Below are 22970 nucleotides of genomic sequence, written 5' to 3' on the forward strand. Positions count from 1 at the left end.
AGGGACCGGCGTGGACTTCACCCCAGACGATACGCAGGCCGAGATCGCCGCGCTGACCGCGAGGGTGCTCGGCAAATCCGCCGACGCGGGCGAGCAGTGGCGCGCGCTGGCCGGCGCCGGGCTGCTCGCCCTCGCCCTGCCCGCGGACCTCGGGGGCGACGGGCTCGGGATCGGGGCGGTCGCCGCGGTGCTGGCCGAAGTCGGCCGCGCGGCCGCCGCCGTGCCCGCGTATCCCGTGCTGGCGCTGGGTGTGCTGCCCGTCGAGACGCTCGGCACGCCGCGCCAGCGCGCCCGGCTGCTGCCACCCGTCGCGGCCGGCGAGGAGGTGCTCACGGCGGCGCTGCACGAGCCGTCCGCGCCGCTCACGGCCGTGCCCCACACCGTCGGGGAAGCCGCCGCCGGTGTGTGGCAGCTCACCGGCGTGAAGACGGGCGTGCCGTGCGCCGCGGACGCCACGCGGATCCTCACCCCGGTCGCGCTGCCGGGCGGTACCGCGGTCGCGCTGGTCGACCCGCGCGCCGACGGCGTCGAGCTCGTCCCCACCCCCAGCTCCAGCGGTGCGCCCGAGTACACCGTGCGCCTGGCCGACGTGCGGCTCGCCGACACGGAGTTCCTGCGCGACCGCTCACCCGGCCACGCCGTCGCCACGCTGCACCGGTTCGCGCTCGCGGGCGCGCTGGCGCTCGGCGACGGGCTGCTGGCCGGCGCGCTCGCCCTGACCTCGCGCCACATCGCCGAACGCACGCAGTTCGGCCGTCCGCTGGCGGCGTTCCAGGCCGTGGCCCAGCAGATCGCCGACGTCTACGTGGCCGCCCGGACCGTGCACCTGGCCGCGACGTCGGCCGGGTGGCGGCTGGCCGCGGGCCTCGACGCCGACACGGAGCTCGACGTCGCCGCCTACTGGCTCACCGACCAGGCGCCCGCGGCGCTGGCGACGTGCCACCACCTCCACGGCGGGCTCGGCGTCGACCGCGAGTACCCACTGCACCGCTACTCCTCCGCGGTGAAGGACCTCGGCCGGGCGCTGGGCGGCGCCGCGCACCGGCTGGGCCGGCTGGGGGAGCGGGTGGCCGGGTGAGCACGCACATCGAGCTGACGGCCGAGCAGCAGGCGTTGCGCACCGAGCTGCGGGAGTACTTCGCGGGCCTGCTGACGCCCGGGGAACGCCGGGCGCTGCTGCGGGAGCGCCACGGGCCGGTGTACCGCGAGGTCGTGCGACGTCTGGGTCGCGACGGCAAGCTCGGCGTCGGCTGGCCGAAGCGCTACGGCGGGCAGGGGTTCGGTGAGATCGAGCAGCACCTGTTCGTGGACGAAGCCGCGCGCGCCGACGTGCAGCTGCCGTCGGTGACGCTGCAGACTGTCGGGCCGACGCTGCAGGAGTTCGGCACGGACGAGCAGAAGGCACGGTTCCTGCCCCGGATCCTCGCGGGCGAGATCCACTTCGCCATCGGCTACACCGAACCCGAAGCGGGCACGGACCTGGCTTCGCTGCACACCCGCGCGGTCCGTGAAGGCGACGAGTACGTGGTCAACGGCCAGAAGATCTTCACGACCGGCGGCCACGACGCCGACTACATCTGGCTCGCCGTGCGGACCTCGTCGGACGCGCCCAGGCACCAGGGCATCTCGATCCTCATCGTCGACACGCGCGACCCCGGCTACTCGTGGACGCCGATCATCACCTGCGACGGCGCCCACCACGTGAACGCCACCTACTACGAGAACGTCCGCGTGCCGGCGGACCTGCGGGTGGGCCGGGAGAACGAGGGCTGGCGCCTGATCACCACGCAGCTCAACCACGAGCGCGTGATGCTCGGGCCGGCCGGGCGGATCGGCGGCCTGCACGACCGCGTGTGGGCGTGGGCCGCCGCGCGCCGGACCCCGGACGGGCTGCCGTTGCTCGACCTGCCCGACGTGCGCGCGGTGCTGGCCGAGACGTTCGCGGTGGCGCGGGTCAACGAGCTGCTCAACTGGCAGGTCTCCTCGGGGACGGGCCCGGTCGCGGTGGCCGACGCGTCGGCGACGAAGGTGTTCGCCGCCGAGCGCATCCAGCGGATCGGGCGGCTGCTGGAAGAGCTCGTGGGGCGGCACGGCGACCTCGCCGACCCGGAGACGGCCGAGCTCGCCGAATGGCTCGACGTGCTGGCCAAACGCAACCTGGTGCTGACGTTCGGCGGGGGCGTCAGCGAGATCCAGCGCGAGCTGATCGCCTCCGCCGGGCTGGGACTGCCGAGGGTGCCGCGATGACGACGATGGAGGAGGCCGCCGCGAAGATCGCCGCCGCGGGGCCGTGCGCGCCGCGGCTCGCGCGGGATCCGGTGAACCAGGCGATGGTGAACAACTGGGTGGAGGCGATCGGCGACGCCAATCCGGTCTACGCCGATCCCGCTGTCGCGGCGGCGTCCGTCCACAAGGGACTCGTGGCGCCGCCGGCGATGGCGCAGGTGTGGACGATGCCGGGCCTGCACGGGGTGCGCGCGGACGACGACCCGATGGGCGCGATCCTCGCGGTGCTCGACGAGGCCGGGTACTCGTCGATCGTCGCCACGAACTCCGAGCAGACCTATCACCGGTACCTGCGGCCGGGCGAGCGGGTGGCGGTGACGACGGAGCTGGCGGACGTCACCGGGCCCAAGCGCACGGCGTTGGGCGAGGGCTGGTTCGTGACCACGGTGATGCGCTGGACGGTGGACGGCGAAGCCGTGGCGGACATGGTGTTCCGGGTGCTGAAGTTCCGGCCCGCGGCCGTTCCCGAGCCACCCGCGCCCGTGCTGCGCCCGGTGATCAGCCGGGACACGGAGTTCTTCTGGGCCGGCCTGCGGGAGGGTGAGCTGCGCATCCAGCGGTGGGGCGACACCCTGCGCCACCCGCCGGGCCCGATGCCGCCCGGCGGCTCGCTGGAGGCGACACCGGACTACGTCGTGGCGAGCGGGCGCGGCACGGTCCACAGCTACGTCGTGCACCACCACCCGCCGGTGCCCGGCAAGCGGCTGCCGTTCGTGGTGGCGCTGGTGGAGCTGGAGGAAGGCGTGCGCGTGATGGCGGAGCTGCTCGACGCGGCACCGGACGAGGTGCGGGTCGGGCTGCCGGTGGTCGCCGCGTTCGTGCGGGTCGACGACGAGCTGACCTTGCCGGCGTGGCGGGTGGCGCGATGAGTGAGGCAGTGCCGCCGTTGCGGATCGAGGCGACCACGACGTTCGTGGTCAGCACGGCGCTCGCGACCCGCGACTTCCAGGACGTGCACCACGACCGCGACGCCGCCGGAGCCCGGGGTTCGAAGGACATCTTCCTCAACATCCTCACCGACACAGGTCTCGTGCAGCGGTTCGTGAGCGAGTGGGCCGGGCCCGAGGCGTTGATCCGGTCGATCAAGATCCGCCTCGGCGTGCCGTGTTACGCGGGGGACACGCTCACGTTCGCCGGCCGCGTCGTGTCCCGCGACGGCGCCGACGTCGAGCTCGCCGTGTCCGCCACGGGCAGCCTGGGTGAGCACCTGACCGGTACGGTCACCCTCACGGTGCCCGGCGGTGCGCCGTGACGTTGGCGGGCGCGGCGGCGATCGCCGGGATCGGGGCCACGGAGTTCTCGAAGGACTCGGGCCGCAGCGAACTCCGGTTGGCGGCCGAATGCGTGACGCACGCGCTGGCCGACGCGGGCCTGCCGGCATCCGAAGTGGACGGACTGGTGTCGTTCACGATGGACGGCACCGCGGAGATCGCGCTGGCCCGGGAGCTGGGCATCCCCGAGCTGAAGTTCTTCAGCCGCATCCACTACGGCGGTGGCGCCGCGGCCGCGACCGTGCAGCAGGCGGCGATGGCCGTGGCCACGGGTGTCGCCGATGTCGTGGTGGCGTACCGGGCCTTCAACGAACGCTCCGAGCAGCGTTTCGGCCGCGTGTCGGCTGCCGCGGCGACACAGGTCAACTCGTCCGGTGTGGACAATGCCTTCCACTACCCGATGGGCATCGCGACGCCGGCCGCCACCGTCGCCATGGTCGCGCGCCGCTACCTGCACGACTACGGCGCCACGAGCGAGGACTTCGGGCGCGTCGCCGTGGTGGACCGCGCGCACGCCGCGACCAACCCGGCGGCGTGGTTCCACGGCCGGCCGATCACGCTGGCCGAGCACCAGGCGTCGCGCTGGATCGCGGAACCGCTGCACCTGCTCGACTGCTGCCAGGAGAGCGACGGCGGGGTGGCGCTGGTCGTCACGAGCGTCGAACGCGCGCTCGACCTGCGCCACGCGCCGGCCGTGGTCGCCGCTGCGGCGCAGGGGAGCGGGCCGGACCAGTACGTGATGACCAGCTACTACCGCGACGACCTCGCGGCGCTGCCCGAGATGGGTGTGGTCGGCCGGCAGCTGTGGGCGCAGGCGGGGCTCGGGCCGTCCGATGTGGACGTCGCGGTGCTCTACGACCACTTCACCCCGTACGTGCTGATGCAGCTGGAGGAGCTGGGCTTCTGCGGGCGCGGCGAGGCGAAGGAGTTCATCGCCGGCGACACGCTGACGCTGGAGGGCGCGCTGCCGCTCAACCCGCACGGCGGGCAGCTCGGCGAGGCCTACCTCCACGGCATGAACGGCATCGCCGAAGCCGCGCGCCAGATCCGCGGCACCGCCGTGAACCAGGTGCGCGAAGCCGAGACCGTGCTCGTGACCGCGGGCACCGGCGTCCCGACCAGTGGGCTGGTCTTGACTCGTCACTGAGCGCGACTCATACCCTGGCCCCGTACGGTAGCTCTCGCAGCACTGTAACTCTTGTGGGGCAACGGCTTTCACCTCTTTGCTGGCTGGTGCTCACCCGTCGTGGAATGCCACCGTGGAAGTGAGATCAGCGACGCAGCGTGAAAGCAGGCACGACGATGTCCGGATCCACCGTCCTCGCGGGCTCGCCATGAGCGCACCGGTGCTGGTGGCGTGGCTGCTCACCGCGGTCTTCGCGGTGCTCGCGCTGCCGTGCGTGCTGCGGCTCGTGAGCCTCGACTACGCGCGCCTCGGTTCCGGCGTGCGCAACGCCGACCTGGCCGAGCTGCTGCTCGTGGTGGCCATGGTGGCGATGATCTCGCCCGTCGGCGGCCCCATCCCCGCCGCCGGCTGGCAGGCGGTGTTCCTGCTCACGGCGGCGTGGTTCGGATTCGCCTGGTGGCGCGAGCGGAACCGGGCGCACGCGGCGCACGCTTCGGGCTGTGGCCACCACGCGCTGTCGGCCGCCGCGATGCTGTACATGGTGAGCGCGATGCCCCACGGCGGCATGGTCCACGGTCCGTGGCTCACGATGTCCTCAATGGACGCCCGGCTCGCGGTGCCGCTGCTCGCCGTGCTGGGCGCGGTGTACTTCGTGGCCGACGCCGCGCGGTCGGGCGTGTTCGCGGTGCGCACGCGCGGTGCGGCGGCACCCGGGCTGACCTCGCGCACGGTGTGCCGCGCGGTGATGGGTGCGGGTATGGGGTACCTGCTGCTCGCCGCCGTGTGACTCGCTGTTGCCGGGCGACCGGGCGTCGCCCGCTCAGCCGATGCGGCGGACCTCGCCGTCGGGCGGCGGCGTGCCGAGGTCCGGCAGCTCGCTCGCCGGGTTCTCCTCGATCCACTTGCGGGTGGCGGCGACGTCGCGGTCGAGCGCCTCGATCAGCTCCTCGCCGGAGTCGTACTTCTGCTGCTCACGCAGGTGCGCGCCGAGCCACACGGTGAGCTTCTCGCCGTAGAGGTCGCCCTTGAAATCGAGCAGGTGGGCCTCGACGAGCCGGTAGCCGTCGGCACCGTAGTACGTGGGGCGGCGCCCGACGGACACCGCGGCGGCCACGTGCGTGCCGTCCGCGCGCTCGGCCCAGCCGGCCCAGACGCCGTCGCCGACCTGCCCGCTCTGGTTGCGCAGCGCGATGTTCGCCGTGGGGAAGCCCAGCTCGCGGCCGCGCTGGTCACCCGGCTCCACCGGTCCGCGGACCACGAAGAAGGTGCCGCTGTGCTGACCGAGAGCGTGCTCGTCCGCCATCCGCCGTCCCGTCCCTGTTCCGGTGTCCTTTCCGACACCGTAATACTGGCGGCCGGCTCAGCGTGGCACGAGCACTGTGTCCGACAGCACAGGGGCGTCGTCACGCTCCGGAGCGGTGGTGGTCACCAGCAGCCGGTCGCTCTCGCGCCACACGCGCGTGCGCAACGGTTCGCCTGGAAAGACCACACCGGCGAACTTCGTCCCGAACGAGCGGATCCGGGTGGGGTCGCCGTCGAGGAACGCGTCGGTGAGCGCCTTCGCGATCACGCCGTAGGTGCACAGGCCGTGCAGGATCGGGCGGTCGAACCCGGCGGCCTTCGCGAACGCCGGATCGGCGTGCAGCGGGTTGCGGTCGCCGCACAGGCGGTACAAAAGCGCTTGCTGCGGCAGCGTCGGGGTGTCCAGTACCGCGTCGGGCTCGCGCCCGGGCCACACGAGCTGCTGTGCCGACCCGCGCTTGCCGCCGAAGCCGCCTTCTCCGCGGGCGAAGATGCCGGAGCGGGCTGTCCACAGTGGATCGCCCTGGGTGTCGGCCACCGTGGTCTCCTGCACGAGGACGGCGGCCTTGCCCTTGTCGAACACGTCGGTGATGCGGGTGCGCGCCACGGCTTCGCCGCCGACGGGGATGGGCCGGTGCAGCTCGATCTCCTGAGTGCCGTGCAGCACCTTCGCGAGGTCGATGTCCACGCCCGGGAACTTGACCGCGGGCGGGGTGAACGTGCGCAGGTTCACCGCGACCGTGGCGAACGTCGGGATCACGCGCAGGCGCTGCTCGTAGGCGTACCGCAGCTCGCGCTCGTCGACCGGATCGGCGCCGGCGCCCAGCGCGAGGTGGTAGAGCAGCACATCGGACGGCGTCCAGGCGAACCGCACCTCGCCGAGGTCGGCACCGATCGCGAGCGCGGGGTCGATGGGCACGGAGTCTCCTCGGTTCTCGGGCTAGTCGTAGCTGACCGACACCTCGTCCGTGACGGGCAGCGACTGACAGGCCAGCACGATCCCGTCGGCGAGGTCCTCGGCGTCCAGCACCTCGTTGTCGAGCATCTTCACCTCACCCGACACCAGCCGGCACGCGCAAGCGCTGCACTGGCCTTCGCGGCACGAGTACGGCGCGTCGAGGCCTTCGGCGAGCAGGTGGTCGAGCAGCTTCCGCTGCCGGGGCCAGATGACGGTGCGGGTTTCGCCGTCGAGATCGACCGTGAGCCGCACCGGCTCGCCGCCGTCCGCCGCGGGCTCGACGGCGTGCTCGAAGGGATTCCCCGTGAGGGAGTGGAACTTCTCGACGTGGACGCGCTCGCGTGGCACACCGAGCTCGGTCAGCGCGGTCCTGGCCGCGGCCAGGAACAGCGCCGGCCCGCACAGGTACGCGTCGTGGCCGCGATAGGGTGCGGCGAGGGCTTCGAGCGTGCGCGCGGACGGGAGGCCCTGCAGGCTTTCGAGCCAGTGCACGACGGTGAGCCGGTCCGGATGCCGGCCGGTGAGCTCGGCGAGCTGCCGGGCGAAGATGACGGACGCTTCGTCGCGGTTGGCGTACACGAGCACGACCTGCCCGGAGCCGTGGCGCAGCGCCGACTTGAGGATCGACATGACCGGTGTGATCCCGCTGCCCGCCGCGAACAGCAGGAAGTCGCCGTCCAGGGATGCCGGGACGAACACCCCGGCCGGCGGCAGCACGTCGATCTCCGCGCCGGCCCGCAGCTCTTCGCACACCCAGCCGGAGCCGAAGCCGGTGCGTTTCACCGTGACCTGCATCCGCTTCTCGTGCGGCGCGCTCGACAACGAGTAGCACCGCGCGACGGACCCCGTGCGGTCGCTGGGGATCCGCAGCGTGAGGAACTGGCCGGGCTCGTACGCGAAGGCCGCCCGGTGTTCTTCCGGGACCGTGAACACGATCGAGCGCGCGTCGGCGGTCTCGGCGATCACCTCCGCGACGGTCAGCGTCACCACGTCAGCCATCCCGCACCACCTCGGCCGGCGCGGGACCGGCGCTGCTCGGCTCATCGCCCACGGGGAGGCTCCCGTCGCGCACGGCCTCGGCGATGCTGCCGGCCAGCTTCTCGCACGTGCCGAGCAACGCGGGATGCCGCCCGGCGGCCACGTGCGCGGCGAAAACGGGGCAGCTGCGCGAAGCGTCGGTGGCCCACTGGATGCTCGTGTGCGCGAGGCTGTTCTTCTTGACCAGCACATACGTCCCGCAGCTGCGGCACTCGTGCGGCCGCAGCCCGGCGGTGAGGAACTCCGTGACCTCGGCCGTCACACGCCTGCCTCTTCCGCCTCCGCGCGCTGCCGAGCCAGGTTGTCCGCGACCTCCGCGGCCCATGCCTCGTTGGCCTTGCTCGTGTCGACCTCGAACTCGAAGCGGCGCGTCATGTCCTCGGTGACGTCGTCGGCGTCGACGTAGAACTGCTCGTACCAGCGGCGCAGCTGGTAGACCGGACCGTCTTCCTCGCACAGCAACGGGTTGTCGATGCGGGTCTTGTTCTTCCAGATCTCCACGTCCTGCAGGAACCCGACGCCGATGCCCTTCGCGAGCCGCGCGGCGATCTTGTCCGCGTGCTCGTCGGAGATCCCGGGCAGCTTCTTGACCATGATCCCCCACTGCAGCACGAACGAGGTCGGCGTGACGGGGTAGTGGCAGTTGATGAGCACGTTCTCGATCTCGAAGCCCTGGAACGAGTTCACCAGGTGGTTGATCATGTACGACGGCCCGAAGTACGAGGCTTCCGAGCGCAGCAGGTTGTCCTCGCCGCCGTAGTTCGACGCCATGCCCATGTCGGGGCGGCCCTTGGTGTTGAGGAACTGCGTGGCGACGTGACCTTCGAACACGTTCTTGAAGTACGTGGGGTAGGCGTAGTGGATGTAGAAGAAGTGCGCCATGTCCACGACGTTGTCGATGATCTCGCGGCAGTTGGCGTTCTCGATGAGGATCGAGTCCCAGGTCCAGTTGCTCCACTCGTCGCTGAACGCGCCCTCGACGCGGGGGACCACCACGTCGTCGGGCGGCGGGTAACCCTCGGGGTCGTGCCACACGAGCAGCTGCTTGTTCTCCTCCAGCACGCGCCACGACCGCGTCCGCGCGCGAAGCGGAACCCGTTTGGCGTAGGGGATCGAGACGCATTTGCCCGCGCCGTTCCAGCGCCAGTCGTGGAACGGGCACGCGAGCTCGTCGCCCTTCACCGAGCCCTGGGTGAGGTCGCCGCCCATGTGACGGCAGTAGCCGTCGAGCACGTTGAGCCGGCCCGTCGAGTCGGCGAAGACCACGAGCTTCGTGCCGAACGCCTCGATGGAGTGGGGTTTCCCGTCGCGGAAGGTGTCGGCGAGGCCGAGGCAGTGCCAGCCCCGGGCGTACCGCGTGGGCGGCGTGCCGGCGTCGATCGTGCGGACGTTCTCTCGCGGTGGTGACGTCACTGGCTGCCTCCCGTGCCGGTCCGATCTTCGGTCGCCAGCCCCTCGGCCGCAAGGTAGCCGAACACCATCGCCGGCCCGATCGTCGCGCCGGGCCCGGCGTAGGTGCGGCCCATGACGGCCGCGCTGGTGTTGCCCGCCGCGTACAGCCCGGGGATGACCGAGCCGTCTTCGCGCAGCACGCGGGCGTGCTCGTCGGTGCGCAGCCCGCCCTTGGTGCCCAGGTCGCCGGGCACGATCTTCACCGCGTAGAACGGCGGCTTGGTCAGCGGGCCGAGACTGGGGTTGGGGTGGTTGCGCGGGTCGCCGTAGTAGTGGTCGTAGGCGCTTCGCCCGCGGTGGAAGTCTTCGTCGACGCCGGTGCGGGCGAAGCCGTTGAAGCGTTCGACGGTGCTTCGCAACGCGTCGGCGGGCACGTCGATGCGCGTGGCCAGCTCGTCGATCGTCGCCGCCTTCGCGACGATGCCGGCTTTGTACCAGCGGCCGGGCAGCGTCTGGCGCGGGCCGATGCCGGTGAACAGGTAGCGGTCCTTGTAGCGCTGGTCGAACACGAGCCACGCGGGGATGTGCTCGGCGGGGCCGTCGCCTTCGCCGTACATGGCGTGGACGGCCTCGACGTAGGGTGCGGACTCGTTGACGAACCGGGTGCCCCGCGCGTCGACCATGAGGGAGCCGGGCCGCGACCGCTCGGCGAGGGCGAACCACGGGCCGCCGGTGAGCGGGATCGACGGGCCCCACCACGCGTCGTCCATGAGGTCGGTGGCGGCGCCGAGCTTCAGGCCGGCCGCGATGCCGTCGCCGGTGTTCGCGGCGGCGCCGACGGTCCACTCGGTGCCGATCGGGGCGCGCTGGTACTTGGTGCGCATCTCCTCGTTGTGCTCGAAGCCGCCGCACGCGAGCAGCACGCCGCGGCGGGCGTGGAAGACGCCGCCGGCGGTTCGCACGCCGGTGACGCGGCCGTCTTCGGTGGTCAGCTCGACCAGCGGGGTGTCGAGGAGGACGTCGACGCCGGCTCGCCTGAGCCCCAGGAAAAGCCCCGCCGCAAGCGCTTGCCCCATGGCGATCGGCTGCTGCCCGCGGAGCCTGCCGGCCAGCCAGCGGGCGCCGAGTGCGGCGACGCGGGCGAGGCCGCGCGGGTGGCGGGCGAGCAGGCTCAGCCAGCGGTAGTCCGACTGGGTGATCGGGACGCCGAGCGGCGGCGCGCTGTACGGCGGTTCCAGGTGAGCCAGGTCGTCACCCAGGAGCCTGGCGTCGAGCGGTTTCGGTTCGACGGAGCGGCCTTGGGCACGTCCGCCGGGGGCTTCGGGGTGGTAGTCGCTGTAGCCCGGCACCCAGCGGAACTCGAGCGGGGTGCGGTCGCTGATGAGTTCCAGGACCTCGGGCCCGTGCTTGAGGAAGGCCTCGCGGTTGGCTTCGGGCACGACGTCGCCGACGATCGCGGCCAGGTACTCGCGGGCGTTGTCCGGGGGGTCGTCGATCCCGGCCACCTTGAGCGCGTGGTTGCCGGGGAGCCAGACGCCGCCGCCGGAGCGGGCCGTCGACCCGCCGAAGCACGGCGCCTTCTCCAGCACGACCACGCTGAGGCCCCGGCGGGCGGCGGCGAGCGCGGCGGTCATCCCGGCGGCGCCGCTGCCGGCGACCACCACGTCGTACTCGTTCGCCATGCCACCTCACATATAACGTGTTATCGCGAGTCTCTGGCCTGTTCGGAGCAGCTTCTGTCACCATAGACGAGAACGTGTTCCAGTTCTAGGGTGGCCGGCATGGACGAGCTCGTGGCAGACGTCGTCGTGATCGGAGCCGGCGCGGCCGGCGCGTGCGCGGCCATCGAGGCCGCCGACGCGGGGGCCGAGGTACTGCTCCTCGACCGGTTCTCGGGGGGTGGCGCGAGCCGCGTGAGCGGTGGCGTGGTCTACGCCGGGGGCGGCACTTCGCAGCAGATCGACGCCGGGGCCTCCGACAGCGTCGACGCGATGTTCGAGTACCTCCGGCTGGAGACCGACGGGGTGGTGTCCTCGCGGACGTTGCGGTGGTTCTGCGAAACCAGCCCGGAGGCGATCCGGTGGCTCGAGGGGCTGGGGGTGCCGTTCGAGGGGAGTCTGTGCCCGTACAAAACGTCGTATCCCAGCGACGCGCACTACCTGTACTACTCCGGGAGTGAGGTGTCCGGCGGGTTCCGGGACGCGGCCGCGCCGGCGCCGCGCGGACATCGGGTGAAGGGGCCGGGCACGTCGGGGAAGCTGCTGATGGCGCGGCTGCTCGCGGCGGCGCGGAAGCGGGGGGTGCGGGTGGTGCCGCAGACCCGGGCACGGAGTCTCGTGACGGATGCTTCTGGTGCGGTCTCGGGGGTTGTCGCGGACAGTGTGGCTCCTGCTTGGGCTCGGTGGAGGCATGTGGTGCTGGCCTCGTACGCCGCGAAGCCGGGGATTTATGTGCCGCCGTTGCGTCGGGCGTTGCATCGGCGCGTGGAGCGGCTGGAAGAGCGGTATTCGCGTGAGGTGCGGATCGTCGCGCGTCGCGGTGTGGTGCTCGCGGCGGGCGGGTTCATCGCGAACCGCGCGCTGGTGCGGGACCACGCGCCGGCGTATCGCGGCGGGCTCGCGCTGGGGACCTCGGCCGACGACGGTTCGGGCATCGAGCTGGGCCTGTCGGTGGGCGGCCGGGTCGCGGAGATGGACCGGATCTCGGCGTGGCGGTTCCTCACGCCGCCGGCGGCGTTCCTCGGCGGCTTGCTCGTGGACGCCGACGGGCGGCGGATCATCGACGAATCCCGGTACGGCGCGGCGATCGGCGAGCGGATGATCACCGCGCACGGCGGGCGCGGCTGGCTGCTCGTGGACGAGCCGGTGGTCCGCGAGGCTCGGCGCGACGGGCGCAAGCAGGGGCAGTGGTTCGCATGGCTGCAGCTGCGGTACCTGCTCGGCCGGGGTCGCGTCACGGGTGCTTCTTTGGAGGAGGTCGCGCGGCAGGCCGGTGTCGACCCGGAGGGGTTGCGGGCGACGTACTCCGCGTACCGGCGAGGCCCGGACCCGGCGGGGAAGCCCGCGGAGTTCGCGCGGCCGTTGGACACCCCGCCGTTTTCGCTGATCGATGTGTCCGTGAAGCCGAGCCTCGGCTATCCGTGTCCGATGCTGACGCTGGGCGGGCTCGTGGTCGACGAGGAGACCGGCGCGGTGGCCGGAGTGCGTGGCCTGTACGCGGCCGGACGGACGGCGGTGGGAATCTGTTCCAGGTCCTACGTGAGCGGCCTTTCGCTGGCGGACTGCGTGTTTTCCGGGCGTCGGGCAGGGAAGAGCAGCGCCATGGAGCCCGACCGCGTCGACAAAAACGAGAACGTGTTCTAGTCTTGGTCTGTCGAACGAGAGGACGGCCGATGAGCGAGCTGGCTGCCGTGATCGCGGGGGTGCGTGACCTGCTCCCGGTGCTGCGGGAACGCGCGCAGGAGACCGAGGACGCGCGGCGCGTGCCGATCGAGTCCGTCAAGGCGTTGCAGGAGACGGGATTTTTCCGGCTGCTGCAGCCGAAGCCGTACGGCGGGCTGGAAGCCGACCCGGTCACGTTCTACACCGCCGTGAAACTCGTGGCGAGCGCGTGCGGGTCCACAGGCTGGGTCGCGTCCATCCTCGGGGTCCACCCGTGGCACCTGGCGCTGTTCGACGCGCGGGCGCAGGAAGACGTGTGGGGTGAGGACCACGACGTGCGGATCTCGTCGTCGTACGCGCCGATGGGCAAGGCGACGGTCGTCGACGGCGGCTACCGGCTGTCGGGCCGGTGGAGCTTCTCGTCCGGCTGCGACCACTGCACGTGGGTGCTGCTGGGCGCGCCGGCGTTCGCGGACGGCGCGCCGGTGGACTTCTGCACATACCTGCTGCCGCTGTCCGACTATTCCGTCGTGGACGTGTGGGACACGGTGGGCCTGCGGGGCACGGGGTCCAATGACGTGGTGGTGGAGGACGTCTTCGTACCCGCGCACCGCGCACTGTCCTTTGTGGCCACCTCGAAGTGCCGGACGCCGGGGCAGGACGTGAACCCGGGGCCGTTGTACAAGCTGCCCTACGGTTCGGTGCACCCGAGCACGATCACCGCGCCGATCATCGGCATGGCCCAAGGCGCGTACGACGCGCACGTGGAGCACCAGGGTAGTCGGGTGCGGGCGGCGTACGCGGGGGAGAAAGCGCAGGACGACCCGTTCGCCAAGATCCGCATCGCCGAGGCGGCCAGCGAGATCGACGCGGCGTGGCTGCAGCTCACGCACAACATCGACGAGCTGTACCAGCTGGCCCGCCGCGGCGAGAAGCTGCCTTTCGCCACAAGGCTGCGTGTGCGGCGCGACCAGGTGCGCGGCACCGAACGCGCGATTTGCGCGATCGACCGCCTCTTCGAAAACTCCGGCGGCCGCGCGCTGCAACGCGGCACCCCGATCCAGCGCTTCTGGCGCGACGCGCACGCCGGTCGCGTCCACGCGGCCAACGACGCCGAGCGCGCGTACGTCATGTTCGGCACCGGCGCCTTCGGGCTGCCCGTCGAGAATGCGATGGTGTGATGGGCTCTGTCGTCTCCGTCCCGAGTGGACTTTCGCTGCACTACCACGAAGCCGGCGCCGAGCACGCCGAGACCGTGATCCTCCTCCACGGCGGTGGCCCGGGTGCCTCGGCGTGGTCCAACTTCGGCCGCACCCTGCCGGAGTTCGGCAAGGTGTACCGCACGCTGGCCGTCGACCAGCCCGGCTTCGGTCAGTCGTCGAAACCCACCGAGCACCCCCACTACTTCCGCCACAGCGCCGAGGCCATCGTCGGCCTCATGGACACCCTCGGCATCTCGGGCGCCCACTTCGTCGGCAATTCCCTGGGCGCGGGCGCCGCCGTGCGCCTGGCCCTGGACCACCCGGCGCGGGCCGGCCGCCTGGTCCTGATGGGCGCCGGCGGCCTCAGCCTGAACCTCTTCGCACCCGACCCGACGGAGGGCGTGCGCCTGCTGGGCCGCTTTGCTGCTTCCCCCACGCGCGACCGCATGGCCGCGTTCCTGCGCATCATGGTCCACGATCAGTCCCTGATCACCGACGAGCTGATCGACGAGCGCTTCGCCGCCGCCTCGTCCCCGGAATCCCTGGCCGCGATGCGCTCGCTCGGCCAGTCGTTCGCCTCGTCCATCGAGGACGGCCTCCTCTGGCGCGACGCCTACCGCCTCCGCCAACGAGTCCTGCTCGTCTGGGGCCGCGAAGACCGCGTCAACCCCCTCGACGGCGCCCTCCTCGCCCTGAAAACCCTCCCGCGCGCCCAACTCCACGTCTTCGGCGGCTGCGGGCACTGGGCCCAGCTCGAAAAGTTCGACGAGTTCAACCGCCTGACCCTCGACTTCCTGGGGAGCCCGTGATGGCCATCAGTTCCCTCGGCTACCTCCGCATCGAAGCGACCGACGTCCCCGCCTGGCGCGTTTATGCGTTGAAGGTCCTCGGCCTCGTCGAAGGCACCGGCCCCGATCCCGACGCGTTGTATCTGCGCATGGACGACTTCCCCGCCCGCCTCGTCATCGTCGAGGGCCCCGCCGACCGCCTCGCGCAGGTCGGCTGGGAAGCCGCCAACGCCGGAGAACTCGACGACATCCGCACCCGCCTGGCCGCCGCTTCCGTGCCCTACAAGGAAGGCACGCCCGACGAACTGGCCGACCGCCGCGTCGCCGAACTGATCAGCTTCGCCGACCCGTCCGGCACCACGCTCGAAGTCTTCCACGGCGTCGCCCTCCGACACCGCCGCGTCGTGAGCCCCTACGGCCACCACTTCGTCACCGGCTCCCAAGGCCTGGGCCACGTGGTCCTCTCCACCCACGACGACGCCGCCGCGCTCGCCTTCTACCGCGACATCCTCGGCTTCCGCCTCCGCGACTCCATGCGCCTGCCACCCCAGCTGGTCGGCCGCCCCGCCGACGGCCCACCCGCGTGGCTGCGCTTCTTCGGCTGCAACCCCCGCCACCACAGCCTCGCGTTCCTCCCGATGCCCACCCCCAGCGGCATCGTCCACCTCATGCTCGAAGTCGGCTCCACCGACGACGTCGGCCTCTGCCTCGACCGCGCCCACCGCCGCTCGGTGCCGCTGTCCGCCACCCTCGGCCGCCACGTCAACGACCTCATGCTCTCCTTCTACATGAAAACCCCCGGCGGCTTCGACCTCGAATACGGCTGCGAAGGCCGCCAAGTCGACGACACCACCTGGCTCGCCCGCGAAAGCACCGCGGTGTCTTTGTGGGGCCACGACTTCAGCGTGGGTTCTCGATGACTGCGTTGCTTCTCGGTCTTCTCCGCGCGCGCCAGTGCGGCGGTGTCCCTGTGGGGGCCCAGCTTCTGCGACGCTTGTCGAACCCCGCACTGTTTCGCAGTTTTGCCCGCGCGCGCCCGCACTGCGTTGCCCATCTAAGGCCGCGTCTTCAGTATCGGCTCTCGATGACTACGTTATATCGTAGGCTTGTCTGCAGAGGTCCGCACCGCATTGCCCCATTGGGGCCTGGACTGCTGCGTCGGTTCTCGATGTGTGCGCATCTTCGTAGCTTTGACCACGCGGGTCAGCGCGGCAGTGTGTTCGTGGCGCTATTGCGTCAGTCCCCGGTGACTGCGTTGCTTCTCGGTCTTCTCCGCGTGCGCTCGCACCGCGGTGTCTTTGCGGGGCAGGGGCTTCGGCGGCGGTTCTCGAAGCCCGCACTGTTTCGCAATGTTGTCCGCGCGTGCCACCACGGTGGTGTCTTCGCCGGGCCGCCGTTCTTGCGTCAGTCCCCGCCGACCACAATCCTTCGCAGCCGTCTGCGCCTGCGTCCCGCGCCTTGGCCGAAGCGTCGGTAAGGCCCGGATGACCGCCGTACTCGATCCGTCCCGGTTCCGCGCCGTGCTGGGACACTTCTGCACCGGCGTCACCATCGTCACCGGCCGCGACGGGGCCACTCCCGTCGGGTTCGCGTGTCAGTCGTTCGCGGCGCTGTCGCTGGATCCGCCGCTGGCGTTGTTCTGCGTGGCCCGCACCTCGCACACCTGGCCGATCCTCGCCGCCACGGGCCGCTTCGCCGTCAACGTCCTCGCCGAGCACCAGCGCGGCCTCAGCGCCACCTTCGGCGCCCGCGGCGACGACAAGTTCGCCACCGTCGCCTGGCATCCCGCCCCGTCCGGCGCCCCGCTGATCCACGGCGCCCTCACCTGGATCGACTGCGCCCTCGAGGCCGTCCACCCCGCCGGCGACCACCACGTCGTCATCGGCCGCGTGACCGCACTCGGCGACACTTCCGACGCCCGGCCGCTCCTCTTCCACCGCGGCCAGTACACCGTCACGGAACCGGTCCCCGACCCACTCGCGGCCCTTTTGCCCTGGCCCCGGCCGGACGACTGGCTGTAGCGAAGCCTCACTTCCAGCGGAAATGCACGAACACCCGGCCGAAGTTGTCCTTGTCCTTCTCCACGCGGTGGTAGAGCGCTTTGATCTCCTTCTGCTCCAAGAACCGCAGCACGTGCTTCTTCAGCTGCCCCGACCCCTTCCCCGGGATGATCTCCACGAGCGGTGCCTTCTTCGCCACCGCCTCGTCGATCACCGCCCGCAGCGCCCGGTCGATCTCGCCGCTGCGGTTGTAGATGTCGTGCAGGTCGAGTTTGAGCTTCATGCCGTCCAGCGTGCCACGAGCACCCCGCGAGACGACCGGACCGAGCCTCCGGCACACCCCCTATCGAACAGATGTTCGCACGATCGGGTGGTTGCTCGGGTGAAGGCGGCGATTGCCGCCTGCGGCGCGCTAACGTCGGATTCATCAAAGCAGCCGGACGCGGCGTGACTCCGCCTCGTCCTCATCGGCGCGGGAATCCTTCAGCAGCAACCATTTCTGCCCTCGAGCAGCACACCGACACCGTTACGCGAGAACGGATCAGCGATGTACCCAGCAGAAGTCAATTCGGCGGCGCGCAAACAAGCTCGTGCGCGCCGGAGACCGGAACGTCGTCCCACGGACGGCGAGCGAAGACTCCGGGCGTCACCCCAGGGTCTGCCACCAACCGTCCACGGCGGGCGGGTTCGCCACGTCGATCCGCTGACCAGGCTTCGGCACGGCGAGGGCGAGGTCGTTCGCCTTGGCCTCGCGCCACACGCGGTCCGCGGGCTCACCCCACGGGTGCATGGCGAGGGAGAACGTGGCCCAGTGCACGGGCACGAGCAGCCCGCCTCGAACGTCGATGTGCGCGGCGATGCCCTCTTCCGGCGTCATGTGGATGTCCGGCCAGTGCGGGGCGTATGCACCGACCTGGATGAGCGTGGCGTCGAACGGGCCGTACTCCTCGCCGATCTTGGCGAAGCCGTCGAAGTAGCCGGTGTCCCCGCTGTAGAACACCTTGTGCTGCGGCCCGGAGATCACCCAGGACGTCCACAGGGTGCTGTCGTTGCCGATGCCGCGGCCGGAGAAGTGCTGGGCCGGCGTCGCGACGAACCGGATGCCGGTGACCTCGGCTTCCTCGTGCCAGTCGAGTTCCACGATCCGCGCGGCCGGCACGTGCCACCGCTCCAGGTGCGCGCCGACCCCCAGCGGCACGAGGAACGGCGCGTCGTGCGCCTCGAGCAGGGCGCGCACGGTGGCGAGGTCGAGGTGGTCGTAGTGGTCGTGCGAGATCACGATCGCGTCGACCCGGCCGACCGCGTCCAGCGGCACCGGCGCGGCATGCAGGCGGCGCGGGCCCACGAAAGCGGCGGGCGACACCCGGTCGCTCCACACCGGATCGCACAGCACGCGAGCGCCGTCGATCTCGACGAGCGTCGAGGCGTGGCCGTACCAGGTGAGGAACAGGCCTTCGGCGGAGTCCGCGGCGACGTCGGCCACGAGCGGTATCTCCCCGGCCGGCTTACGGCGGTCGCGATCGTCGCCGAAGAGCAGCTCGCGCAGGATGCCGCCGGCGGCCGAGGGCGACGGGGAGGAGCGCGTGGCTGAGGCGTTGTGGAAGACGCCGTCGGCGTACTGCGGCGAACGGCGCATTCGCTCGGCACGCGCGCCGGTGGCCTTCGCGCCGAAGGCCACCGGGAGGTCACCGAGTGCCGAGACAGTTTTCCTGAGCATGCCCCCGAGTCTACGAACGCTTCCTGAGAGGAGCCCCAGCTTCGTGGAGGTGGGTCAGCGCCTGCCGGTAGGACTCCACGAGGCTGGTCTGCAGGTAGGGAATGCCGAGCTCGGCGCAGTAGCCCTGCACGATCGGCTGCGCGCGTCGCAGGTGCACCGACGGCATGCTCGGGAACAGGTGGTGCTCGATCTGGTAGTTGAGGCCGCCGAGGGCGACGTCCACGACCGCGCCTCCGCGGACGTTGCGCGACGTGAGCACCTGCTTGCGGAGGAAGTCGAGCTGGGGGCGGCCGGTCAGCGTCGGCATGCCCTTGTGGTTGGGCGCGAAGATCGATCCCATGTAGACACCCCACAGTCCCTGGTGGACGGCGAGGAAGAGCAGGGCCAGGCCCGGCGGGAGGACCACGAACAACGCGGTGAGGTAGGCCGCGAAGTGCACGGTCAGAAGAGTGGCCTCGAGGCCACGGCGGCGCAGGCCGGGCCGGGCGACCGCGCGGATGCCGGACCAATGCAGATTCAGGCCTTCGAGCGTGAGCAGCGGGAAGAACAGGAACGCCTGGTGCCGCCCGATGAACCGGGGCACGCCGCGGCTGGCGCGGGCCTGGTCCTGTGACCACACGAGGATGTCGGGGTCGACGTCGGGATCCAGCTCCTCGTGGTTGGGATTCGCGTGGTGGCGGGTGTGCTTGTCCATCCACCAGCCGTAGCTCATGCCCACGCCCAGGTTGCCCGCGAGGAGCCCGGCGGCTTCGGACGGGCGTCGCGTGCGGAATACCTGGCGGTGGGCCAGGTCGTGGGAGAGCAGTGCGATCTGGCCGAACATGAAGGCCTGGAACGCGGCGACGGCGAGCTGCCACCACGAGTCCCCGAGGAGCGCGAAGGCGACCCAGCCGCCGGCGAAGAGGGTGGTCACCACGGCGATCCTGGCCGTGTAGTAGCCGGGGCGACGCGCGAGCAGTCCCGCGTCGGTGATGCGGCGGGAGAGACGGGCGAAGTCGCTGCCGGGGCCGGCCGCGGCCGGGAGGACGAGATTGTCTGTGGTCACCTCGTCGAGTTTTTCGGGGAAGCCGGCCGAGCAGAACCCGGCAGACCCCAGGACCCGTACGGGGGGTGGCCCCACCCCGCTAGGGGTGGACGCGCGGAAGGTGGTGATGGGGTGCGCCGAATAGCTGCGCGGCCGCGTGTGCTCGTTTGAAGTACCGGTGCGCGGGATGGTCCCAGGTGATGGCGATGCCGCCGTGCAGCTGGATCATCTCGGCGGCGACCTCGGCGAACGCCTCGCTGCAGTGCACCTTCGCCACCGCCGCGAGCCGGGGCGAGGCCGGCGCGGCGTAGGCGGCGGAGCGCGCGGTCTCCACCAGCACGTGGAGGTCGGCCATCCGGTGCTTGAGCGCCTGGAAGCTCCCGATCGGGCGGCCGAACTGCACTCGCTGGCGCGTGTACTCCACGGTGAGCTCCAGCGCCCGTGACGCTGCCCCGGCCTGTTCGGCGGCGAGGACGGCGCAGGCGACGTCGCGAACCCGCGCCAGGTCGACCGGTCCGAGCGGACGTGCGCGGACTCGGTCGAGCGTCACGGTGGCGAGGTGGCGGGTCTCGTCCATCGTCGGCACGGGTTCGCAGCGGACGCCGGGGTGCGCAGGGTCGACCTCGAAAAGGGCGGGTCCGTCCGAGGTTCGGGCGGCGGCCAGGAGGACGTCGGCGCCTGCGGCGTCGAGCACGTAGTGGGCGGTTCCGTCCACTACGGACCCGTCGGCGGTGAAGACGGGCTGCAGCGGGTCCCAGCGTCCGTCGGCGGTCCAGGCGAGAGCGCCGACGGTGCCCTCGGCCAGTGCCGGGAGCAGGCGGGCCAGGGCCTCGGTGTCGGTGGCGTTGGTATCGGTGGTGCCGAGAAGGGAGGTGACTGCGAGGACGGAGGAGCCGAGGAAGGGCACGTCGGTGAGGTTGCGGCCGAGTTCTTCCGCGACGATCTGCACCTCGGTGAGGCCGATGGCGTGTTCCGGGCTGCCTGGGACGGCTGAGCGGGCCGGGCTGGACGGACGGCGTGGGCCGGCGCGGTGGGCCGGATCGGCCGGCCGGGGCGCCGGTTCGGTGGCGAACCCGCCGAATCGCTCGGGCACCGTGAGGGCGGCGACGCCGACCTGAGCACACAGGGCGGGCCACGGCTCGGCCTCACGGTCGAGGAGCTTGCGGACGCTGGCGCGGAGGTCGTCCTGCTCGGGCGTGAACGTCACGGCGCGATCGCCGCCAGGACTCGTCGGCGGTGTTCGGCCGGGGTGCCCCAGGTGCCGATGAGGGCGCGGACGCGGGTGAGGCGCAGGCCGAGCGGGTGTTCGGCGGTGTAGCCGACGGCGCCGTGGACCTGGAGGGCCGTCCGGGCGGCGAGGTGGGCGGCGTCGCCGCAGGCGGTTTTGGCGGCGGAGACGTCGGCGGGCTCGGCGGTGACAGCGGCGCCGTAGAGGAGGGGCGTTGCGAGCTCGAGGGCGGTGGCGACGTCGGCGAGGAGGTGCTGCACGGCCTGGTAGCGGCCGATCTCGCGGCCGAACTGGCGGCGCGTGAGGGCGTGGGCGACCGAGGTTTCGAGAAGCCACCGGCCGGAGCCGAGGAGCTGGGCCGCGGTGAGAAGGGCGCCGAGGTCGAACGCGCGCGTCGGCGCGAGCGCAGGGCCGACGTCGGCGCCGGGCAGGGGCTCGAACAGGCGGCGTGCCGAGTCGAGGGAGGAGAGGGCAGCGCCGGGTGTGAAGGCGCGGAGGCGGGCGCCGTCGACGAGGTAGCGGGCGTCGGCGATGTCGGCGTCGAGGGCGTAGGGAACGTACGGAGGGAAGGAGAGCGATACGAGCGTTTCGCCGATGGCCACGGAGGTCAGCACCTCGTGGTCGAGCAGCAGCGGCAGCACCGCGGCGTCGGTCCACGGCCCGGGCGGGCAGAAGCGGCCGAGCACCTCGAAGGCGACGACGGCATCCACGATGTTGGCGCCGGAATCGCCGGTGTCGGCCGAACCGGTCTCGGTTGCCGCGGAACAAGCGGCGCGCGAGACGACGTGGTCGGCCGAGCCGCCTTGGGCGGCTGGAGCGACGTGGTCGGCAGGACGCGCGTCGATGGATGAAGCGCGACCACCGGGCCAAGGAGCGCTGCCGGCTGACGCGCGATCGATGGGCGGAGCGGCGTCGGCGGATAGCCCGCCGTGGTGGGTGGGGACGGTGAGGGCCTGGAGGCCTTGGTCGGCGAGGCGGCGCCAGATTTTCAGGCCTGGGCCGGGGTTGCCGGTGGCCCAGGCGCGGGTGGCGGCGTCGCAGTCGAGGGTGTTGAGGAGGGCCGTGAGGGAGGTGGCGAAGTCGCGGTGGTCGGGGGACAGGGTGAACCTCATCGGTCTCCTCTCGGGAGGCCGAGCAGGCGTTCGGCGATGATGCCGCGTTGGATTTGGTCGGTGCCGCCGTAGAGGGGGCCGGCGAGGGAGAAGAGCCAGCCGTCGGGCCAGGGGCCGCGGAGTTCGGCGGAGGGGCCGAGGAGGTCGAGGGCGGTTTCGTGGAGGGAGAGGTCGAGGTGTGACCAGAAGAGCTTGGTGACGCTGGCTTCCGGGCCGGGTTGGGTGCCGTCGGCGAGGTGGGTGACGGTGGCGAACGTGTGGAGCTGGTAGGCGCGCGCGCCGATCCAGGCGTCGGCGACGCGGGCGGCCGTGGCGTCGGGGCGGTCCGAAGTGGACCACAGGGCGGCCAGCCGTCGCGCGGCGGCGAGGAAGCGGCCGGGGCTGCGGAGGGAGAGGCCGCGTTCGTTGGCGGCGGTGGTCATGGCGACGCGCCAGCCGTCGCCGGGAGTGCCGATGATGTCGGGGTCCGGGACGAAGGCGTCGTCGAAGAAGATTTCGGCGAAGCCGGGCTCGCCGTCGAGCTGCGGGATGGGGCGCACGGTGACGCCGGGGGCGCGCAAGTCGGCCATGAGGTAGGTGAGGCCGCGGTGGCGGGCCGAGCCGGGCTCGCTGCGGAACAGGCCGAAGGCGCGGTCCGCGAAGGCCGCGCGGGAGCTCCAGGTCTTCTGGCCGTTGAGGAGCCAGCCGCCGTCGGTGCGGGTGGCGGTGCTGCGCAGGGAGGCGAGGTCGCTGCCGGCGTCCGGTTCGGACCACGCCTGGGCCCAGACTTCCTGTGAGCGGGCCATTTTGGGCAGGATCCGGGCGAGCTGCTCGGGGGTGCCGTGGGAGAAGAGGGTGGGGGCGAGCATGAAGATGCCGTTCTGGTTCACCCGCGCGGGTGCGCCGGCGGCGTAGTACTCCTCTTCGAACAGGACCCACTCGAGGAGGCTCGCGTCGCGGCCGCCGTACTCGCGGGGCCAGGAGACGACGGACCACCGTGCGTCGGCGAGCTCCTCTTCCCACGCCCGGTGTGCCGCGAAGCCCTCGGCGGTGTCGAACGAGGGCAAAGCATTGCGGGGCACGTGTGTGGACAGCCACTCGCGGGCTTCGTCGCGGAATGCCTGGGCATCCGCGCCCAGGTCGAGATCCACTGGGCTCACGCTCCGG

Annotated in this window: 23 protein-coding genes; 11 read left to right on the top strand and 12 right to left on the bottom strand. The window is 71.7% G+C overall.

Translation table 11 applies throughout. From position 1 onward, the window contains the following. Positions 1-10 precede the first annotated feature (10 nt). The 6 genes from AB0K15_RS08210 (at position 11) to AB0K15_RS08235 (ending at position 5470) form a co-directional block, all read left to right on the top strand. Complete coding sequence (locus tag AB0K15_RS08210; RefSeq protein ID WP_364047073.1) at positions 11-1078, top strand: acyl-CoA dehydrogenase family protein; 1068 nt, start codon at positions 11-13, stop codon at positions 1076-1078. Next, on the top strand, positions 1075-2247 hold the full coding sequence (locus tag AB0K15_RS08215) for an acyl-CoA dehydrogenase family protein (protein ID WP_364047076.1): 1173 nt from the start codon (positions 1075-1077) through the stop codon (positions 2245-2247). The genes AB0K15_RS08210 and AB0K15_RS08215 overlap by 4 nt, the downstream gene beginning before the upstream one ends. Continuing rightward, entirely contained in the window at positions 2244-3155 is a 912-nt protein-coding gene (locus tag AB0K15_RS08220) for an OB-fold domain-containing protein (RefSeq protein WP_364047079.1), read from the top strand. The genes AB0K15_RS08215 and AB0K15_RS08220 overlap by 4 nt, the downstream gene beginning before the upstream one ends. After that, a complete protein-coding gene (locus AB0K15_RS08225) occupies positions 3152-3538 on the top strand; it encodes a MaoC family dehydratase (protein ID WP_364047082.1) in 387 nt (128 codons plus the stop codon). Before AB0K15_RS08220 ends, AB0K15_RS08225 begins: the two co-directional genes overlap by 4 nt. Next, on the top strand, positions 3535-4704 hold the full coding sequence (locus tag AB0K15_RS08230; protein WP_364047085.1) for a lipid-transfer protein: 1170 nt from the start codon (positions 3535-3537) through the stop codon (positions 4702-4704). Before AB0K15_RS08225 ends, AB0K15_RS08230 begins: the two co-directional genes overlap by 4 nt. Before the next feature lie 187 nt (positions 4705-4891). Next, positions 4892-5470 (top strand): DUF5134 domain-containing protein, encoded by a 579-nt coding sequence (locus AB0K15_RS08235; protein ID WP_364047088.1) that lies wholly within the window; start codon positions 4892-4894, stop codon positions 5468-5470. Between the two features lie 33 nt (positions 5471-5503). Here AB0K15_RS08235 and AB0K15_RS08240 read toward each other — a convergent pair whose 3' ends face one another. The 6 genes from AB0K15_RS08240 to kstD are packed head-to-tail and all read right to left on the bottom strand — an operon-like array spanning position 5504 to position 11055. After that, entirely contained in the window at positions 5504-5986 is a 483-nt protein-coding gene (locus AB0K15_RS08240) for a riboflavin kinase (RefSeq protein WP_364047091.1), read from the bottom strand. 57 nt (positions 5987-6043) lie between these two features. Next, entirely contained in the window at positions 6044-6904 is an 861-nt protein-coding gene (locus AB0K15_RS08245) for a MaoC/PaaZ C-terminal domain-containing protein (protein ID WP_364047094.1), read from the bottom strand. A 21-nt stretch (positions 6905-6925) separates the two neighbouring features. Further along, positions 6926-7942: a ferredoxin--NADP reductase gene (locus AB0K15_RS08250; protein ID WP_364047097.1), complete on the bottom strand. Its 1017-nt coding sequence runs from the start codon at positions 7940-7942 to the stop codon at positions 6926-6928. Beyond that, the gene (locus AB0K15_RS08255; protein ID WP_364047100.1) at positions 7935-8243 is read right to left on the bottom strand and encodes a hypothetical protein; all 309 of its coding nucleotides are present in this window, start codon (positions 8241-8243) and stop codon (positions 7935-7937) included. The genes AB0K15_RS08250 and AB0K15_RS08255 overlap by 8 nt, the downstream gene beginning before the upstream one ends. After that, positions 8240-9394 carry a Rieske 2Fe-2S domain-containing protein gene (locus AB0K15_RS08260; RefSeq protein WP_364047103.1) on the bottom strand — a complete coding sequence of 385 codons (1155 nt, stop codon included), beginning with the start codon at positions 9392-9394 and terminating at the stop codon, positions 8240-8242. Before AB0K15_RS08260 ends, AB0K15_RS08255 begins: the two co-directional genes overlap by 4 nt. Next, positions 9391-11055, bottom strand: a complete 1665-nt coding sequence (kstD, locus tag AB0K15_RS08265; protein WP_364047106.1) for a 3-oxosteroid 1-dehydrogenase — start codon at positions 11053-11055, stop codon at positions 9391-9393. Before kstD ends, AB0K15_RS08260 begins: the two co-directional genes overlap by 4 nt. 99 nt (positions 11056-11154) lie before the next feature. Here kstD and AB0K15_RS08270 point away from each other — a divergent pair, with 99 nt between their 5' ends. From AB0K15_RS08270 to hsaB, 5 genes are all read left to right on the top strand, one after another. After that, a complete protein-coding gene (locus AB0K15_RS08270; protein ID WP_364047109.1) occupies positions 11155-12735 on the top strand; it encodes an FAD-binding protein in 1581 nt (526 codons plus the stop codon). A gap of 29 nt (positions 12736-12764) precedes the next feature. After that, a complete protein-coding gene (gene hsaA / locus AB0K15_RS08275) occupies positions 12765-13934 on the top strand; it encodes a 3-hydroxy-9,10-secoandrosta-1,3,5(10)-triene-9,17-dione monooxygenase oxygenase subunit (protein ID WP_364047112.1) in 1170 nt (389 codons plus the stop codon). Then, positions 13934-14764, top strand: a complete 831-nt coding sequence (gene hsaD / locus AB0K15_RS08280) for a 4,5:9,10-diseco-3-hydroxy-5,9,17-trioxoandrosta-1(10),2-diene-4-oate hydrolase (protein ID WP_364047115.1) — start codon at positions 13934-13936, stop codon at positions 14762-14764. Before hsaA ends, hsaD begins: the two co-directional genes overlap by 1 nt. Beyond that, positions 14764-15663, top strand: a complete 900-nt coding sequence (gene hsaC / locus AB0K15_RS08285) for an iron-dependent extradiol dioxygenase HsaC (protein WP_364047118.1) — start codon at positions 14764-14766, stop codon at positions 15661-15663. The genes hsaD and hsaC overlap by 1 nt, the downstream gene beginning before the upstream one ends. 564 nt (positions 15664-16227) lie before the next feature. Beyond that, a complete protein-coding gene (gene hsaB, locus AB0K15_RS08290) occupies positions 16228-16764 on the top strand; it encodes a 3-hydroxy-9,10-secoandrosta-1,3,5(10)-triene-9,17-dione monooxygenase reductase subunit (protein ID WP_364047121.1) in 537 nt (178 codons plus the stop codon). A gap of 7 nt (positions 16765-16771) precedes the next feature. On the opposite strand, the gene AB0K15_RS08295 is transcribed toward hsaB, so the two are convergent. The 6 genes from AB0K15_RS08295 to AB0K15_RS08320 form a co-directional block, all read right to left on the bottom strand. After that, the gene (locus tag AB0K15_RS08295; RefSeq protein WP_220238245.1) at positions 16772-17026 is read right to left on the bottom strand and encodes a Smr/MutS family protein; all 255 of its coding nucleotides are present in this window, start codon (positions 17024-17026) and stop codon (positions 16772-16774) included. A gap of 363 nt (positions 17027-17389) precedes the next feature. Next, a complete protein-coding gene (locus AB0K15_RS08300; protein WP_364047124.1) occupies positions 17390-18460 on the bottom strand; it encodes an MBL fold metallo-hydrolase in 1071 nt (356 codons plus the stop codon). 10 nt (positions 18461-18470) lie between these two features. Further along, positions 18471-19505, bottom strand: a complete 1035-nt coding sequence (locus tag AB0K15_RS08305) for an acyl-CoA desaturase (RefSeq protein ID WP_364047127.1) — start codon at positions 19503-19505, stop codon at positions 18471-18473. A 79-nt stretch (positions 19506-19584) separates the two neighbouring features. Further along, on the bottom strand, positions 19585-20691 hold the full coding sequence (locus tag AB0K15_RS08310; protein ID WP_364047131.1) for an acyl-CoA dehydrogenase family protein: 1107 nt from the start codon (positions 20689-20691) through the stop codon (positions 19585-19587). Beyond that, a complete protein-coding gene (locus AB0K15_RS08315) occupies positions 20688-21824 on the bottom strand; it encodes an acyl-CoA dehydrogenase family protein (RefSeq protein ID WP_364047134.1) in 1137 nt (378 codons plus the stop codon). The genes AB0K15_RS08310 and AB0K15_RS08315 overlap by 4 nt, the downstream gene beginning before the upstream one ends. Then, entirely contained in the window at positions 21821-22954 is a 1134-nt protein-coding gene (locus AB0K15_RS08320) for an acyl-CoA dehydrogenase family protein (RefSeq protein WP_364047137.1), read from the bottom strand. The genes AB0K15_RS08315 and AB0K15_RS08320 overlap by 4 nt, the downstream gene beginning before the upstream one ends. Positions 22955-22970: the final 16 nt, after the last annotated feature.

It is taken from the genome of Amycolatopsis sp. NPDC049253 (genome assembly GCF_040678995.1).
Classification (GTDB): Bacteria; Actinomycetota; Actinomycetes; order Mycobacteriales; family Pseudonocardiaceae; genus Amycolatopsis.